Source organism: Mesorhizobium sp. RCAM 05099, from assembly GCF_059683685.1.
In genome coordinates this window covers 4317364-4332433 of sequence record NZ_CM185035.1, presented here as the reverse complement: position 1 = coordinate 4332433, position 15070 = coordinate 4317364, and the positions used below count along the sequence as shown (strand labels likewise).

The 15070-nt window shown below is 62.0% G+C and carries 17 protein-coding genes and 1 tRNA gene; 12 read left to right on the top strand and 6 right to left on the bottom strand.

What is annotated here, in order from left to right; translation table 11 throughout:
* The first annotated feature begins 384 nt into the window (after window positions 1-384).
* The 4 genes from AC56QQ_RS21535 (at window position 385) to AC56QQ_RS21520 (ending at window position 2433) form a co-directional block, all read left to right on the top strand.
* Complete coding sequence (locus AC56QQ_RS21535) at window positions 385-1431, top strand: sensor histidine kinase (RefSeq protein ID WP_497123280.1); 1047 nt, start codon at window positions 385-387, stop codon at window positions 1429-1431.
* 136 nt (window positions 1432-1567) lie between these two features.
* Window positions 1568-1903, top strand: a complete 336-nt coding sequence (locus AC56QQ_RS21530) for a response regulator (RefSeq protein WP_497129080.1) — start codon at window positions 1568-1570, stop codon at window positions 1901-1903.
* A 144-nt stretch (window positions 1904-2047) separates the two neighbouring features.
* The gene (locus AC56QQ_RS21525) at window positions 2048-2290 is read left to right on the top strand and encodes a response regulator (protein ID WP_497123279.1); all 243 of its coding nucleotides are present in this window, start codon (window positions 2048-2050) and stop codon (window positions 2288-2290) included.
* Window positions 2287-2433 (top strand): hypothetical protein, encoded by a 147-nt coding sequence (locus AC56QQ_RS21520; protein ID WP_497123278.1) that lies wholly within the window; start codon window positions 2287-2289, stop codon window positions 2431-2433. The genes AC56QQ_RS21525 and AC56QQ_RS21520 overlap by 4 nt, the downstream gene beginning before the upstream one ends.
* A gap of 271 nt (window positions 2434-2704) precedes the next feature.
* On the opposite strand, the gene AC56QQ_RS21515 is transcribed toward AC56QQ_RS21520, so the two are convergent.
* The gene (locus AC56QQ_RS21515) at window positions 2705-2950 is read right to left on the bottom strand and encodes a helix-turn-helix domain-containing protein (protein ID WP_095770966.1); all 246 of its coding nucleotides are present in this window, start codon (window positions 2948-2950) and stop codon (window positions 2705-2707) included.
* A gap of 117 nt (window positions 2951-3067) precedes the next feature.
* Between AC56QQ_RS21515 and AC56QQ_RS21510 the strand changes: the two genes are divergently transcribed.
* The 3 genes from AC56QQ_RS21510 (at window position 3068) to AC56QQ_RS21500 (ending at window position 5611) form a co-directional block, all read left to right on the top strand.
* On the top strand, window positions 3068-3643 hold the full coding sequence (locus AC56QQ_RS21510) for a hypothetical protein (protein WP_497123277.1): 576 nt from the start codon (window positions 3068-3070) through the stop codon (window positions 3641-3643).
* A gap of 73 nt (window positions 3644-3716) precedes the next feature.
* A complete protein-coding gene (locus AC56QQ_RS21505) occupies window positions 3717-3962 on the top strand; it encodes a hypothetical protein (protein WP_497123276.1) in 246 nt (81 codons plus the stop codon).
* A gap of 59 nt (window positions 3963-4021) precedes the next feature.
* Window positions 4022-5611 carry a recombinase family protein gene (locus AC56QQ_RS21500; protein ID WP_497123275.1) on the top strand — a complete coding sequence of 530 codons (1590 nt, stop codon included), beginning with the start codon at window positions 4022-4024 and terminating at the stop codon, window positions 5609-5611.
* Here the strand turns inward: AC56QQ_RS21500 and AC56QQ_RS21495 are convergent.
* A tRNA-Gln gene (locus AC56QQ_RS21495) sits at window positions 5579-5652 on the bottom strand. The genes AC56QQ_RS21500 and AC56QQ_RS21495 overlap by 33 nt on opposite strands.
* A gap of 173 nt (window positions 5653-5825) precedes the next feature.
* Complete coding sequence (locus AC56QQ_RS21490; protein ID WP_497123274.1) at window positions 5826-6758, bottom strand: lysylphosphatidylglycerol synthase domain-containing protein; 933 nt, start codon at window positions 6756-6758, stop codon at window positions 5826-5828.
* A 375-nt stretch (window positions 6759-7133) separates the two neighbouring features.
* Here AC56QQ_RS21490 and AC56QQ_RS21485 point away from each other — a divergent pair, with 375 nt between their 5' ends.
* Window positions 7134-8492, top strand: coding sequence for a Ppx/GppA phosphatase family protein (locus AC56QQ_RS21485; RefSeq protein ID WP_497123273.1), 1359 nt, complete (start codon window positions 7134-7136; stop codon window positions 8490-8492).
* Between the two features lie 327 nt (window positions 8493-8819).
* Window positions 8820-9602: an RlmE family RNA methyltransferase gene (locus tag AC56QQ_RS21480; protein ID WP_497123272.1), complete on the top strand. Its 783-nt coding sequence runs from the start codon at window positions 8820-8822 to the stop codon at window positions 9600-9602.
* Window positions 9603-9612: 10 nt separating this feature from the next.
* Here the strand turns inward: AC56QQ_RS21480 and AC56QQ_RS21475 are convergent, their stop codons facing one another.
* Both AC56QQ_RS21475 and AC56QQ_RS21470 read right to left on the bottom strand, forming a co-directional pair.
* The gene (locus tag AC56QQ_RS21475) at window positions 9613-11034 is read right to left on the bottom strand and encodes an MFS transporter (protein ID WP_497123271.1); all 1422 of its coding nucleotides are present in this window, start codon (window positions 11032-11034) and stop codon (window positions 9613-9615) included.
* Window positions 11035-11129: 95 nt separating this feature from the next.
* Complete coding sequence (locus AC56QQ_RS21470) at window positions 11130-11333, bottom strand: hypothetical protein (RefSeq protein WP_497123270.1); 204 nt, start codon at window positions 11331-11333, stop codon at window positions 11130-11132.
* Between AC56QQ_RS21470 and guaB the strand changes: the two genes are divergently transcribed.
* Genes guaB through AC56QQ_RS21455 form a run of 3 tightly spaced genes read left to right on the top strand, consistent with a single transcriptional unit; the run spans window position 11320 to window position 13842 of the window.
* Complete coding sequence (gene guaB / locus AC56QQ_RS21465; RefSeq protein ID WP_091577517.1) at window positions 11320-12822, top strand: IMP dehydrogenase; 1503 nt, start codon at window positions 11320-11322, stop codon at window positions 12820-12822. The genes AC56QQ_RS21470 and guaB overlap by 14 nt on opposite strands.
* Entirely contained in the window at window positions 12773-13393 is a 621-nt protein-coding gene (locus AC56QQ_RS21460) for a hypothetical protein (RefSeq protein WP_497123269.1), read from the top strand. Before guaB ends, AC56QQ_RS21460 begins: the two co-directional genes overlap by 50 nt.
* Window positions 13394-13422: 29 nt before the next feature.
* Window positions 13423-13842: an MAPEG family protein gene (locus tag AC56QQ_RS21455; RefSeq protein ID WP_497123268.1), complete on the top strand. Its 420-nt coding sequence runs from the start codon at window positions 13423-13425 to the stop codon at window positions 13840-13842.
* Window positions 13843-13882: 40 nt separating this feature from the next.
* On the opposite strand, the gene rnd is transcribed toward AC56QQ_RS21455, so the two are convergent.
* Window positions 13883-15034 (bottom strand): ribonuclease D, encoded by a 1152-nt coding sequence (gene rnd, locus AC56QQ_RS21450; protein ID WP_497123267.1) that lies wholly within the window; start codon window positions 15032-15034, stop codon window positions 13883-13885.
* Window positions 15035-15070: the final 36 nt, after the last annotated feature.

Here is a 15070-nt window from a genome sequence, read left to right as displayed (position 1 = left end):
TCGCTGCCGTCCCAGCTGCCCCCAGCGAAGCGTCCGCTTTTAGCCGAAGGCATAGTTTGCCTGAGCGTCCGGCTTGAGGCGCATTGCGGCCCGGCAGCTGCGGGTCAAAAGCTGAATGCAGCTTCTGGTTTCCGAAGACGATCGCAACTAGATCATGCACCTTAATGGCCGATCCAGGGGCCGAGCGTCCTGAGGACAAATGAACGAGCGTCTTGCCGTCATAGCGCGTCCAATCCCGCGGAGTGAGGCACGACCGAATTCCATAGCTAACGACCTACAATGTGATAGGGTGGGTCATGTTTTTCGGCCGAGCATGAATTCGGTCGACGTTCCTGCCGAGTGATGGCTCGCTTCGCGAGCTTTCGGCCCTTGAGGGCCAATGTCATGGCATCCGTTTCAACAGCCCCCCTGGAAGCGGCGAGCACTCTTGCAGTGGTCGTTTCATCGAACGAGCCGCTCTTGTTCCTGACTGATGATCTCCGGGTTATTGTTGTCAGCGCGTCGTTTTGCCGGACCTTTCAGATCGATCCCGCCGCGGTTGCCGGCAAATTGCTGTCGGAACTCGGCGCGGGCGAATGGGATATGCCGAAGCTGAATTCATTGCTCAAGGCGACCGCCTCGGGCAGCGCTAACATCGAGGCCTACGAGATCGACCTCAAGCGGCCGGGCCAGAAGATCCGGCAGTTGGTGGTGAACGCCCGCGTGCTTGACGACGGCGACCATTCTCGTATCCGGCTCCTGGTGGCTGTCACCGACGTCACCGATGCTCGCGCCGATGCCCGGCAAAAAGACGATCTTATCCGGGACAAGGCAATCCTGATGCAGGAGGTGCAACACCGGGTCGCCAACAGCTTGCAGATCATCGCGAGTGTGCTGATGCAGAGCGCCCGCAGGGTCCAGTCCGATGAGGCACGCGGCCATCTGACCGACGCCCACAACAGGGTGATGTCGATCGCAGCCGTGCAGCGGCACCTCGCCCGGTCCGGCGCTGAAAGTGTTTCGCTACGGACCTACTTCACCCAGCTTTGTCAAAGCCTTGGTGCCTCAATGATCTCCGACAGGGAGCGGCTCTCTATCGTTGTCACTGTCGACGATAGTGTTGTGAAATCGGACATTTCGATAAGTTTGGGCCTTATCGTGACCGAACTGGTGATCAACGCTCTGAAGCACGCATTTCCGGAGGAGCGGTCCGGCAGGATTTCGGTCGACTACCGTTCGGACGGACAGGACTGGACCCTTTCGGTTCGGGATGACGGCATTGGCATTCCAACCGGCGACGACGCCGCAAAGGCCGGGCTTGGCACCGGTATCATAGAGGCGCTTGCCAGGAACCTGCAAAGTGACATCAGCGTAGCCGACGGAAAGCCCGGAACCATTGTATCGGTCGCTCACATTGCTGCTGTCAGCGACGACGTGCCGGCGGCAGCATAGCCGGATGACCAGTCCAAAAGCTGCTGACCGAGGGCAACCGTTGCCCAAGGCGAACGTCGGTCCCGCGCAGGCCGCAGAAATCAACACAAACCGCAAGGCCGTCATTCTGATTGTCGAAGACAACGCCGTCATCAGAATGGGCGCGATCGACCTCGTCGTTCATGCCGGTTACGAGGCGCTGGAAGCCACTAATGCCGACGACGCAATTCGGCTGCTGGAGGCGCGAACCGACATCGTTCTGGTGTTCACCGACGTCGGCATGCCCGGCACCATGGATGGTATCAAATTGGCTCACCACATCCGAAACCGATGGCCGCCGGTCAAATTGATCGTCGCTTCCGGCAGGTCGATCGTCGAACAGAGCCGCCTACCTGAAGGAAGTCACTTTTTTCCCAAGCCCTATAATGACGGCACTATTGTCGAACAGATCCGCCGGATGCTGTCGCCGATTGAAACGCGTCCGAAGCTCTAGGCGCGGATCGTCTGACTCATCGTTTCAAGACTTAGGTCGGGCCTCACATCCAGTTGAATTTATTAGATGGAACTAAAACGGGGTCGAAACCGTAGTATGAACTTGCCTGGATCGTGGCGTGGCAATTCCGAGGGGAGCGTCCAGATGAGTAATGGCGCGGTTCTGGTCGTGGAGGATGAGCTGCTCATCCTGCTCGACGTCGAGTCGGCCTTGGAAGAAGCTGGCTTCGAAGTCGTGGCGGCTCACAATGCGGCTCAGGCCATCGCGGCCTTCGACGCCGAGCCGGGCAAGTTCAAGGGCATCGTCACCGACATACGCTTGGGGACGGGCAAATCCGGCTGGGACGTTGCACGGCATCTGCGCCAGGCCAACCCGACAATACCGTGATCTACATGAGTGGCGATAGCGCCATCCACTGGGGCGCCGAGGGTGTTCCGGAAAGCGTGATGATTGCCAAGCCCTTTTTCCTGCCTCAGATCATCACGGCCTTGTCGACCCTGCTGAATCAACAGCATTCCGACCACCCCTGACACGCCTGGCTGTGCTTGGGCACATTGGCGCTCTGATCGTTGCATGACACCCCTTGAGTACCGACCTTAAAGTCGGACGAAGGGCCCCTGCCGACAATGCTACCCACTTGTCGGGATAGTCCCTGACGGAGAAGCGACCTACAGGTGGTCGCGTTAGATGGCTGCTTTTGGGCAACAGCAAAATTGGCCTCTACGTCCGAGTTGAGGCGCACTGCCGACATTGATTGGGAAACAGCTCATCCGTAATGCCGCCCGCAAGTGCCGCCTTCGGCTAAGTGTTTGCGGTACCGCGCGACAAACGCACACCAGGGCCACCGCCATTCTCTGGAATAAACTCTATTCCGGCTGCTTCGAGAGATAGCTTCAGCACTTGCAGGATCGATTCAGATGCTGGTTTCGAACCACGTTCGAACTGCACGATCGTCCTCAAACTTACCTTGGATAAATCCGCCAATTCCTGTTGAGAAATGTCGAGAAGCCCACGGGCCGCGCGAACTTGGGCCGCACTTACCTTCATTGTTCAAATGCCCTGTTGCACAAAAAGTGCAAATATGCTTGTTTTATGAAACGGCCGTCGGAAGTGGTTCCCGCTTCCAACAGTCTAACCACGCCCACGCTTTGCGGAGCTCGGATCATGGCTGATTCCGACCATAGCACGACTATGCCTCTCGTCACGAATGGCAGGAATCCGACGCCGAAACGGTTGCCAGATTCAGACCCTCCAGTTCTACTGTGGCGGGATTGGTTGCGGGCGCAGCATGTTTCTCAGATCCTTTGCCGTCTTCAACAGCGTTTAGAGAGGCGTTATCTCGACGCTAGACGCGCGGAAGCGATGGAGAAGCAGGTCGCCTATTTGATCGCCTGCCAAGCGGAGGTCGAGGCCACCACTGTGGCCTTGAAGATTCAGGACAAGCTACCCCACATACGGGCGCGGTCGCTTCTTGGTATCGTCGCCAAGCTCGAAATCATCGCAGGCGCAGATCGCGATATCGACGACCCGACAGACTTTCCTTGGCCACATATTGCTTCCGTCCTTGATGACCTGAAGGAAATAGCTGGGAGCCTGCCCTCAGAACGCCCTCAACGATCCGTGATTCAGGCGGACTGTCGGCGTTATCAAGAGATAGCAGCTGACCTGGTCGGTGTAGAAAAGCGGGTCGGTAGACTGGATTTGGAGCGGCGGCCTGTCCTAGGCATCAAGGGGGAGTAGAAAAAGAAACTCAGGCGTAGAATACGGCTATTTGGCGCTGAGCCGATTTCGGCGACCCTATCTCGATGCAGATATGGTCGCGACGGAAATGGTGAGAGCGAAGCGGCGCGTCACGAAACGTGTTGAGCACAACGCCGAGACCGATCTATTTTCATGCCATCGCACCGTGGACGAAGCATTCCTGGAACGAACGGCCCTCTTGTTCGAGGCTCGCATGGGACGACCCCTGTCAACGGAAAGCGCCCGGGAAATCGTTGCCAATCTCGGCGGATTCTTCCGCATCCTCGGCGAATGGGAACGGATTGACCGGCGCAAATAGTTGGCGCTTCACCTGACGGCCTTCGGTGCGACCGTGCCATGAACGAGGGGGCGACCCAGATGAACCAACGACTTGTCCGGACTGCCAAGCCGGCTGGCCTTGTAAAGGCGCTGCTTTACGCGCGCGTGTCCTCCAAGGAGCAGGAGAAGGAAGGCTTCTCCATCCCGGCGCAATGCAAGTTACTGCGCGACTATGCCCAGCAACAGCGGTTCGACATCGTGCAGGAGTTTATCGACGTCGAGACGGCCAAGACCACTGGCCGTACCAACTTCACGGAAATGGTCAAATATCTGCGAAAGCATCCTGGCGTTCGAAGCGTGCTGGTCGAGAAGACCGACCGGCTCTATCGCAACCTGAAGGATTGGGTGACTCTCGATGAGCTGGATGTGGAAATCCACCTTGCGAAAGAAGGTGTGACGCTGTCGCGAGACTCACGCTCATCTGAAAAGTTCATGCACGGCATCAAGGTCTTGATGGCCAAGAACTATATCGACAACCTGTCGGAAGAAGCCCGCAAGGGGCAGATGGAGAAGGCGGAGCAGGGCATATGGCCGACAAAGGCTCCGCTGGGCTATGTCAACACCACTGGGAAGGATGGCAGAAAGGTTATTGAGCCGCATCCTGAACTCGCTCCAGTCGTAACACAACTGTTTGAGCGCTACGCAACCGGCCAGTATTCGCTCAAGGCCTTGGCTAAGGCAGCCCATGGCGATGGGTTGATCTATCCCAAGAGCGGCAATCCGGTTCCAGTCAGCACCGTGCATATGATCCTGCGCAACCGCCTCTATACCGGGCTGTTCCAGTGGAACGGAAAATTGCACCAGGGCAAGCACGAACCTCTCGTGTCGATCGAACTATGGGAGCGGGTTCAAGGCATCCTGACGGGCCGCAACGCGGTACCGACCCATCCGATAGGAAACGAGTTTGCCTTCACCGGCCTGATGAACTGCACCGAATGCGGCTGCGCCGTAGTCGCGGAGATCAAGAAAGGCAAATACGTCTACTATCACTGTACGGGGCACGCCAACAAAGGTCGGGGCGGATACGCAGATTGTCGCCGCAAATATGTCCGCGAGGAAGTGCTCGATCAGGCATTCGCCAACCTGCTCGACCGGTTGCATTTCGACGACGAGATACTGGAATGGGTAAAGGCAGCCCTCTTGACCAGCCATGCCGACGAGCGCCGCGAGCATGAACAGGCGATCCGTCGATGCCAGGTCGAGTACAAGCGGCTCGAGGATTGGCTGCATGCCATGTATCTCGACAAGCTCGATGGCCGCATCGACAACGCCTTCTACGATCGGATGTCAGCACAGTGGCGGACCGAACAGACACGGCTGCTTCGCGAGATAGAGCGTCATGGTAGCGCCGAGGAATCGTACATGGAGGACGGCATCCGGCTGTTGGAGCTGGCACGCAACGCCAGCCGACTGTTTGCGAAACAGCCTGCGCACGAGAAAAAGCGGCTCTTGAATCTCGTGCTGTCGAACTGCCAATGGGATCAAGGCGAGGTTCATCCGGTCTTCAGGCAACCGTTTGATCTACTTGCGGAAACGGTCGCAGCCGGCGCAGCAATGGGTGCACGGCAGATAGCTTTGTCGACAGGGAGTCCAGTTTGGCTGGGGAACCTGGATTCGAACCAGGACTAACGGAGTCAGAGTCCGTGGGTCTACCGTTAACCTATTCCCCAGCAGGCGCGGTCATGAACCGCGCGAGCCGAGCGGGCAAGCCGCTGTGAGCGCTGCCTTGTAGCCGCCAGTGGAAAATAGTCAAGCCTGCTGCGCAGTTCAATCGGCAGGTTTTGTCGGCGGGTTTCAGGCACTGCGTTTCAAAGGTCGCGCTGAGCCTCGTGCCTGTCCCGCCTCAGCTCTCGCTGCGGCTGAATTGCGAGCGTTCGAAATACAGCACCACGCCCAGGCCTAGAATCAGCGGGATGATCAGGTAGAACAGCCGGAACACCAGCAGCGCCGCCAGCACGCCGACCGGGTCCATGTCGGAAAGCCCGGCGAGGAACACCACCTCGAACACGCCGAGCCCGCCCGGCGCGTGCGAGATCTGCGCGATCGAGAACGAGACGAGGAAGACGCCCAGCACGACGAAATAGCCGGGATTGTGGGCCTCGGGCAGGGCAAAGAAGATGATCGCGGCGGCCGCCAGCAGTTCGATCGGGCCGATCAGCAACTGCCGGGCGACGATCGGCAGCGCCGGATAGTGCAACTGGAAGCTGGCAATCTTCAGCGGCCGCAGATGCAGCCAGCTGCCGAAGATATAGGCGGCGACCAGCAGCAGCATGACGACGCCCGCCCCCCGCGACAGGCCGTGATGGGCGATGCCGGAAAACCGGTCGAGTATCTGCGGCTCGAAGACAAGCACAAGGCCGGAGGCGAGCAGCGTCGACAGCACGAAGGTGATCCAGCAGATCGCCACCAGAATGCCGACATCCTGGCCGGTCAGACCCCTGGTGCCGTAGGCGCGGTAGCGGATGACGGCGCCGGAAAACACCGAGCCGCCGATATTGTGCGACAGCGCATAGGTGGTGAATGAGCACAGGGTGACGAACAGCCACGAAACTCGTCTGCCGATATGCAGGAGCGCGATGTGGTCGTAGCCGGCGAGCGAGGCATAGGCGACGACCGAACTCAGCGCGGCGAGGATCCAGCCGCGGGTCGGTATCGCCGATATACCGCCCCAGACGTCGTCGAGCGAGATGCCGCGCAGTTCGTGCCAGAGCAGCAGCAGCGAGAAAATCACCGCCGCGAGGCCGACGACCGGCCAGAAATAGCGTCTCCAGTTCATTGCCTGATTGCCATGCGTTGCGGATCCGCTTCCTTTTCTGTCGGGAGGCCGGCTGGTCCGGATTCTTCCATTTCAGGAATGCCTCATTGAAGCCGGCTATTCAACCGCGAACGCTTGTCGCGCCGGCCACAACCAGGATTTGTCGTTGTCGAGAGCGGTCGAACGGGAGGCGCCGGCAGGCGTTGCGCCAGCAATCCTGGCTTGCGGATACATTGCGCGGCGTGGCCGGAAAGGCGGTTCGTGCGCCCAGCCGGCAAAATTCAGCATGCGGCTCTTGGTGATCGGGCGCGGCACTGTTAGTCTGACGGCAACTTAAAACACTGAAGCGCCCGCAGCGTCCATCATCGGTTCGCGCGGCGCCGGAAGGAACGACAAGTGGAAGACCGCGACACCGGCGCCGGCGCGCCGGAGGTGGGCGCGTCCAGCGCTTCCCCAGGGCCGGTTGGCTCGGGGACCGCCAGTTGGCAGCAGCGCCGCCCGACGGAGGCCCGCTCCGCCGACGGGCAGGCGGGCGACGCGGCCAACAAGGGCAAGCCTAAGAAACGGCGCAAGCGAAGGCGCGGGCGCAAGGTTTTCGCGCGCGACGAGGCGCGGCCCACGGAGATCGGGTCGCCGGCGCCCGGCAAAACCGTTGCCCCGGCCAATGAAGCGCGCAGACCGGCGGAGGCGGTGGCCTCGCCCGCAGCCGCGCCGGTACGTTCCGAACAGGGCACCCGTCGGCCGCCGATGCAGGAGCTCCCGGTGTTCGCGGCGCTCGACCTCGGCACCAACAATTGCCGGCTGCTGGTTGCCGTGCCGACGCGTCATGGCCAGTTCCGCGTCATCGACGCCTTTTCACGCATCGTCCGGCTGGGCGAGGGGCTGACCGCCAATGGCCGGCTCGGCCAGCCGGCGATGGACCGCGCCGTCGAGGCGTTGAAGATCTGCGGCGACAAACTGCGCAACCGCAAGATCCGCAAGGCCCGGCTGATCGCCACCGAAGCCTGCCGCACGGCGGAAAACGGGGTCGAGTTCCTCGATCGCGTCGAGCGCGAGGCCGGCCTGAAACTCGAGATCATCGACCGCCAGACCGAAGCGCGGCTGGCGGTGTCCGGCTGCGGCTCGCTGGTCGAGCGCGACACGCAAGGCGTCGTGCTGTTCGACATTGGCGGCGGCTCGTCCGAAATCGCGCTGATCGATCTCAGCGGCCGCCGCTCGCCGCGGCTCGCCAACCACATCGTGTCGTGGACGTCGCTGCCGGTCGGCGTGGTTTCGCTGGCCGAGCGTTTCGGCGGCCGCACGGTGACGCGCGAGATCTTCGCTGCCATGGTCGACGACGTCGCCGGCCGGCTGGCCAGCTTCGATGGCCGCGACCGGCTGAGCCATCTCAAGGCAAGCCCGAACTTCCATCTGCTTGGCACGTCGGGCACGGTGACGACGCTGGCTGGCGTTCACCTTGACCTCGAACGCTACGACCGCCGTCGTGTCGACGGGCTGTGGATGGACCGCGACAGTGTCGATCGCATGGTCGAAAGACTGGTCGGCTGGGATTTCCAACAGCGCTGCGCCAACCCTTGCATCGGTGCCGATCGTGCCGATCTGGTGCTGGCCGGCTGCGCGATCCTCGAAGCGATCCGCGCCGTGTGGCCGTCGGAGCGGCTGCGCGTCGCCGACCGTGGCCTGCGCGAAGGCATACTGAGCGAGCTGATGGCCGATGATGGCGTCTGGCGCAACGATGGGCGTGGCAGAGCATGAATAGTCGACCCCCACTCCGTCGAGCTTCGCTCGACACCTCTCCCCCGATCGACGGGGGAGAGGAAAGGCGCGAGCATATGCCGGCTGGCTCCCCTCCTCTCCCTCCGGAGGGGGAGAGGAGGCGCTGCGAAGCAGCGACGGAGTGGAGGAAGCCGTTCACGAAACGCGCAGCCGCCGAAACCCAGCCACAACTCGGCGGGCGAGAAACCTCAGACCAGAAATCATGATCCCGAACCGCAGAACCGCGTCAGCGAAAAGTGGCGACCGGTTTTCGCGGACAAACGGTTCCGTTTGTCCAGAGATCATGCTCGGGCAAGAAATCAGGCAATGACCAAGAAACCGGAAAAACCAGGATCGGCCAACATTCGCGTGCTGAAGACGCGGATCAAGAAGAAGAGCGGCCTGAAGGAATCGTCGCGCCGCTGGCTGCAGCGCCACATCAACGATCCCTATGTCCAGCGTTCGAAGGCTGACGGCTATCGCTCGCGCGCGGCCTACAAGCTGATCGAGATCGACGACAAGCACCATCTCCTGAAGCCCGGTATGAAGGTGATCGATCTGGGCGCCGCACCGGGCGGCTGGTGCCAGGTCGCCGCCGCGCGCACGAAATCGACGGCCGACAACCCACACGTCGTTGGTATCGACTATCTGGAAATGGACGCGGTGCCCGGCGCCCCCGTGCTGTTGATGGATTTCCTCGACCCGCTGGCGCCGCAGAAGCTGGCCGAGGCGCTGGGTGGCGATCCGGATATCGTGCTGTCCGACATGGCGTCACCCACCACCGGCCACAAGCGGACCGACCACATCCGCACCATGCATCTGTGCGAGGTGGCGGCCGATTTCGCGCTGTCGGTCCTGAAGCCGGGAGGGCATTTCCTCGCCAAGACCTTCCAGGGCGGCGCCGAAAACGAGCTGCTCTCGATGCTGAAGAAGAATTTCCGCTCGGTGCACCACGTCAAGCCACCGGCCTCGCGCGACGAATCGGTCGAGCTTTATCTGCTGGCAAAGGACTTCAAGGGGCGGGAGCCGCCGTCAGGCGGACCAGTGGACGTTTCGAAAGCTTCGAGCGCCCGGAGCGACAAGGAAGGGCAGGGCGAGCCCCAAGCCTGAGTCTGCCGGATCAGTTGCCGGGCGGGCTTACCGTTTCCAGCGTTTTAGGCGTCGTCAGCCGGCCATGGCCGGAAACGGCATTGCCAGCATCGGGTGCCAGCCGGATGAAGGATAGCGAGGCTGCGGCGGAAATCGCCGCGACGATGAAAAAGGCGGTGTGGAAATCCGCCAGCGTCAGCGACCTGTCATGGATGCTCGTCGACACTTCCAGGATGCCGCCGGCCACCGCAACGCCAAGCGCGATCGACAGTTGCTGGAAGACGGCGGCAATCGGCGTCGCCTTGCTGGTGTCGGCCGCCGAAACCTCGGCATAGGCAAGTGCGTTGACGCCGGTGAAGAACATCGAGCGGATGAAGCCGCCAACCAGGAGCATGGCCAGCATCAGCAGATAAGGCGTGTCGGGGGTGAACAGGCCGTTGACGGCGATCGATGCCGCGGCGACCAGCGAGCCGACGACCAGCACGCGGCGGAACCCGGCGCCGCGGAAGATCAGTGCGGTGACGAATTTCACGCCGATGGCGCCGATCGCCGAGACGAAGGTGATCATGCCGGACTGGAAAGGCGTCAGCCCGAAGCCGATCTGGAACATCAGCGGCAACAGGAACGGCACGGCGCCGATGCCGATGCGGAACAGCGAGCCGCCAAGCACCGAGGAGCGGAACACCTGGTTGCGGAACAGCTCGAGTGCCAGCAGGGGATTTTTGGCGCGGCGGGCGTGCAATAGGTAGAGCACGCCCGACAGCAGCCCGACCGCCACGGTGATGAACCCGGCGATCGGCGGCAGGGCAGGCAGGCTGACCACCGACAGGCCGAACACCACGCCGGATGCCGCCAGCCCGCTCAGCACGAAACCGATGAAGTCGAGCGGCGGCGTCTCCGCCGGTTCGGTCTCCGGCAGGAAACGCGTCGCCAGCCAGATGCCGATCAGGCCGATCGGCACATTGATCAGGAAGATCCAGTGCCAGGTGAAATAGGTGGTGATGAAGCCGCCGACGGGCGGACCGACCAACGGCCCGACCAGCGCCGGAACGGTCAGCCAAGACATCGCCGCGACCAGTTCGCTTTTCGGCGTCGCCCGAACCAGCACCAGCCGCCCGACCGGTGTCATCATGGCGCCGCCGATGCCTTGCAGGAAACGCGAAACCACGAAAGCCGGCAGCGAACCGGAAAGCGCGCAGGCGATCGAGCCGACGATGAAGACCGCGATCGCGGCGCGAAAGACATTCTTGGCGCCAAAACGGTCAGCCATCCAGCCGCTGATCGGAATGAAGATCGCCAGCGACACGAGATAGGCCGTCAACGCCAGCTTGAGCGCGATCGGGCTGGTGTGGATGTCGATGGCAATCGCCGGCAGCGACGTGGCAATCACGGTCGAATCCATGTTTTCCATGAAAAGTGCGACCGCCAGGATGAGCGGGATGGTGCGATTCACGAGCGTGCCCGTTTCAGAGTCTCTTTCCGGCTGGGGGCAAACCGGTACGAGGGGCGGGTATCACGGCTGGACCCGGATGTCGCATTAATTTGCTGTCACTTTTGTGCGACCGGCAACCACAGGTGGCGTCCTTTCGGCAACAAGTCACCTTTCCGGGAGCGTGAAATCATCGGCTTTTCATCGGCGGTGGGACGTGGTACCAGCCAGCGCCAATCCTGAAAGGGAAGAAACGAGTCGGCGCTGTCCATTCCGGTCCAGCGCTTTTTTGTATTCCGAGGGCTGGCCATGGCAAAAATCATCGAAACGTCCACCGGCGCACTGGCGCTGACCTTTGACGACGTGCTGCTGCAGCCCGGTCATTCCGAGGTCATGCCCGGCGAGACCGATGTGCGCACCCGCATCGCCGGCGACATCGACCTCAATGTGCCGATCCTGTCGGCGGCGATGGACACTGTCACCGAGGCGCGCCTCGCCATCGCCATGGCGCAGGCCGGCGGCATCGGCGTCATCCACCGCAATTTCACGCCGGCCGAGCAGGCCGAGCAGGTGCGCCAGGTCAAGAAATTCGAATCCGGCATGGTGATCAATCCGGTCACCATCGGCCCCGACGCCACCCTTGCCGACGCGCTTTCGCTGATGCGCACCTACTCGATTTCAGGCATTCCGGTGGTCGAGAATGGCGGCACCGGCGGCCAGAAGATCGGCCGGCTGGTCGGCATCCTGACCAACCGCGACGTGCGTTTTGCGTCCGATCCGGCACAGAAGGTCTACGAACTGATGACCCGTGAGAACCTGATCACGGTCAAGGAGAATGTCGACCAGGACGAGGCCAAGCGGCTGCTGCACCAGCATCGCATCGAGAAGCTGGTCGTTGTCGACAAGCAGGGCAATTGCGTCGGGCTGATCACCGTCAAGGACATCGAGAAGTCGCAGCTCAACCCGCACGCCAGCAAGGACGCGCAGGGCCGCCTGCGCGCCGCCGCCGCCACCAGCGTCGGCGACGACGGTTATGAGCGCGCCGAGCGCCTGATCGAGGCCGGTGTCGATCTTCTGGTCATCGACACCGCGCATGGCCACTCGCAGCGCGTGCTGGACGCGGTGACGCGGGCCAAGAAACTCTCCAACTCGGTTCGCATCCTGGCCGGCAATGTCGCCACCGCGGAAGGCACGCAGGCGCTGATCGACGCCGGCGCCGACGCCGTCAAGGTCGGCATCGGACCGGGCTCCATCTGCACCACCCGCATCGTTGCCGGGGTCGGCGTGCCGCAGCTTTCGGCGATCATGTCGGCGGTGGAAACCGCGCACAAATCGGGTGTCTCGGTGATCGCCGATGGCGGCATCAAATATTCCGGCGACCTCGCCAAGGCGCTCGCCGCCGGCGCCAGCGCCGCCATGATCGGCTCGCTGCTGGCTGGAACCGACGAAAGCCCGGGCGAGGTCTATCTGCATCAGGGCCGCTCCTTCAAGGCATACCGCGGCATGGGTTCGGTCGGCGCCATGGCGCGCGGTTCCGCCGATCGCTACTTCCAGGCCGAGGTGCGCGACACGCTGAAACTGGTCCCGGAAGGCATCGAAGGGCAGGTTCCTTACAAAGGACCTGTGTCTGGAGTGCTGCACCAGCTTGCGGGCGGGCTGAAAGCCGCTATGGGTTATGTCGGTGGCCGCGATCTTGCCGATTTCCGCGAACGCGCCACCTTTGTGCGCATATCCAACGCCGGACTTCGTGAAAGCCACGCCCATGACGTCACGATTACCCGCGAAAGCCCGAACTATCCCGGCGGAGTCTGATCCGTACGGGTTCGGGCGAGGCCTGACAGCGACGATCCTGCGGCTGCCACGCCACGCGGCCGCGCTCTGTTTCCTGTCGGCGGCGATTTTCATCGCCATGACGGCGCTGGAGTTCCTCTACTTCCGCCAGTTGAGCGGCGGCTTGCCGTCACTCGACACACGCTTTTTCGGTTTCACGCCGGACGAAGGCATGGCCTGGCTGACGTCGCTCGGCCGGCGCGGTGGCGAGATCATTCTCGTCTGGCACTATCTGACCTTCGATCTCCTGTTCCCGGCCCTGTTGTCGATGACGCTGGTCAGCCTGATCCTGGCCACTGGCCGGCGCCTGGAGAATTTCCGTATGCTGCCGGGGCAGATACAGTCGATTTTCGCGCTGGTGCTGGTGCTGCCCTACACGCTTGCCGACTATGCCCAGAACATCGCGGTGGCCAGCCTTCTGTCGGATTTCCTGTCGGCCAACCCGGATTCGCTGTCTTTCGCCTCGGCGCTCATCGTCACCAAATTCGCGCTTCTCGCCATCCCGGTCATCGTCATCGCCGTTTTCTGGCTGGTGGCACAGAAACAACATTGACCTGATCCGGCATCAGGGCAGGAGGTTCCATGAACCAGACCACGATCTTCTGGCCTATCCTGGCGCATGTACTGCTGATCTACATTGTCTATTGCGTCATGGGCCAGCGCAGGTATTTCGCCGTCAAGTCGGGCGAGGCCAAGGTCGGTCAGTACAAGGTGCGCTCGACCGAACCGTCATCCAGCGTCACCGTTGCCAACAATTTGATCAACCAGTTCGAACTGCCGGTGCTTTTCTACGTGCTGTGCCTGGCACTGCACCTGACCAACGGCGTCAACTATCTGACCCTGGCCCTGATGTGGATCTTTATCGCGTCCCGCTATTTCCATGCCTGGGTTCACCTGACCAGCAACAATCTGCGCCTGCGCAGCCGGTCTTTCTTCGTCGGGGCGGTGATCCTCTTGCTGGGGTGGATATGGTTCGCGCTTCACCTGCTCGGGGCCGTGTGAGCAGTTACCCTTCCCCTTGTGGGAGGGTCGCTTCGCGAACCTAAAGGTCGAACACCGCGATCTTGCGGTTGTCGAACTTGATGCCGATCTCGCCGCGCACCAGCTTGAGCGCCGCCTCGCCGAATACGGCGCGCCGCCAGCCCTGCAGGGCCGGTACGTCGGCGGCTTCTCCTTCGGCCGCGATGCGGTCGATGTCGTCGCTGGAGGCGAGCACCTTCGAGGCCACGCCCTCCTTTTCGGCGACGATCCGGAGCAGGACTTTCAAGAGTTCCGCCGCCGCGCTCGAGCCCTCGGGCGGCTGGAAGTTCTTTGGCAGTTTCGGCATCTGTTCCTTGGGCAAGGCAAGGGCGGTGTTGACCGCGCCAAGCAGTGCCGTTGCCGTCGAGGAGCGCTCCCAGCCCTTCGGTGTCGTGCGCAGCTTGCCAAGGGCTGCCGCGTCGCGCGGCGCCTGCTGCGCCACCTCGTAGATGGCGTCGTCCTTGAGCACGCGGCCGCGCGGCACATCGCGTTCGCGCGCCTCGCGCTCGCGCCATGCGGCCACGGTTTGCACGATCGCCAGTTCCTGTGGCTTGCGCAGCCGCATCTTCAGCCGCTTCCAGGCATCCTCGGGGTGCGGATCGTAGGTCTCGCGCGAGGTGAGGACATCCATTTCCTCGTTCAGCCAGTGGGCACGGTTTTCCCGCGCCAACTCGGCGCTGAGGTGCTGATAAACCTCGATCAGATGGGTGACGTCGGCCAGCGCATAGTCGAGCTGCTTGTCGGAAAGCGGCCGGTGGCGCCAGTCGGTGAAGCGCGACGACTTGTCAAGCCGCGCGCCGGTGATCCGCTGCACGAGCTGGTCGTAGGAAACACTGTCGCCGAAGCCGCAGACCATCGCCGCCACTTGCGTGTCGAACACCGGATGCGGGACGAGGTCGCCAAGGTGGACGATGATTTCGATGTCCTGCCGCGCGGCATGGAAGACTTTGACCACCGCCTCGTTGGCCATCAGCTTGAAGAACGGCGTGAGGTCGATGTCTGGCGACAGCGGGTCGATCAGCGCCGTTACGCCAGGTGCTGCCATCTGGATCAGGCACAGGATCGGCCAAAAGGTCGTTTCGCGAATGAATTCGGTGTCGACGGTGACGAAATCCGACTTTTCGAAAGCGGCGAGAACGGTCTCGAGTTCTTTCTGGGTGGTGATGACGTGCATCAAATCGCTTTTGGCAAAGAGTAGGGTCTTCTTCAA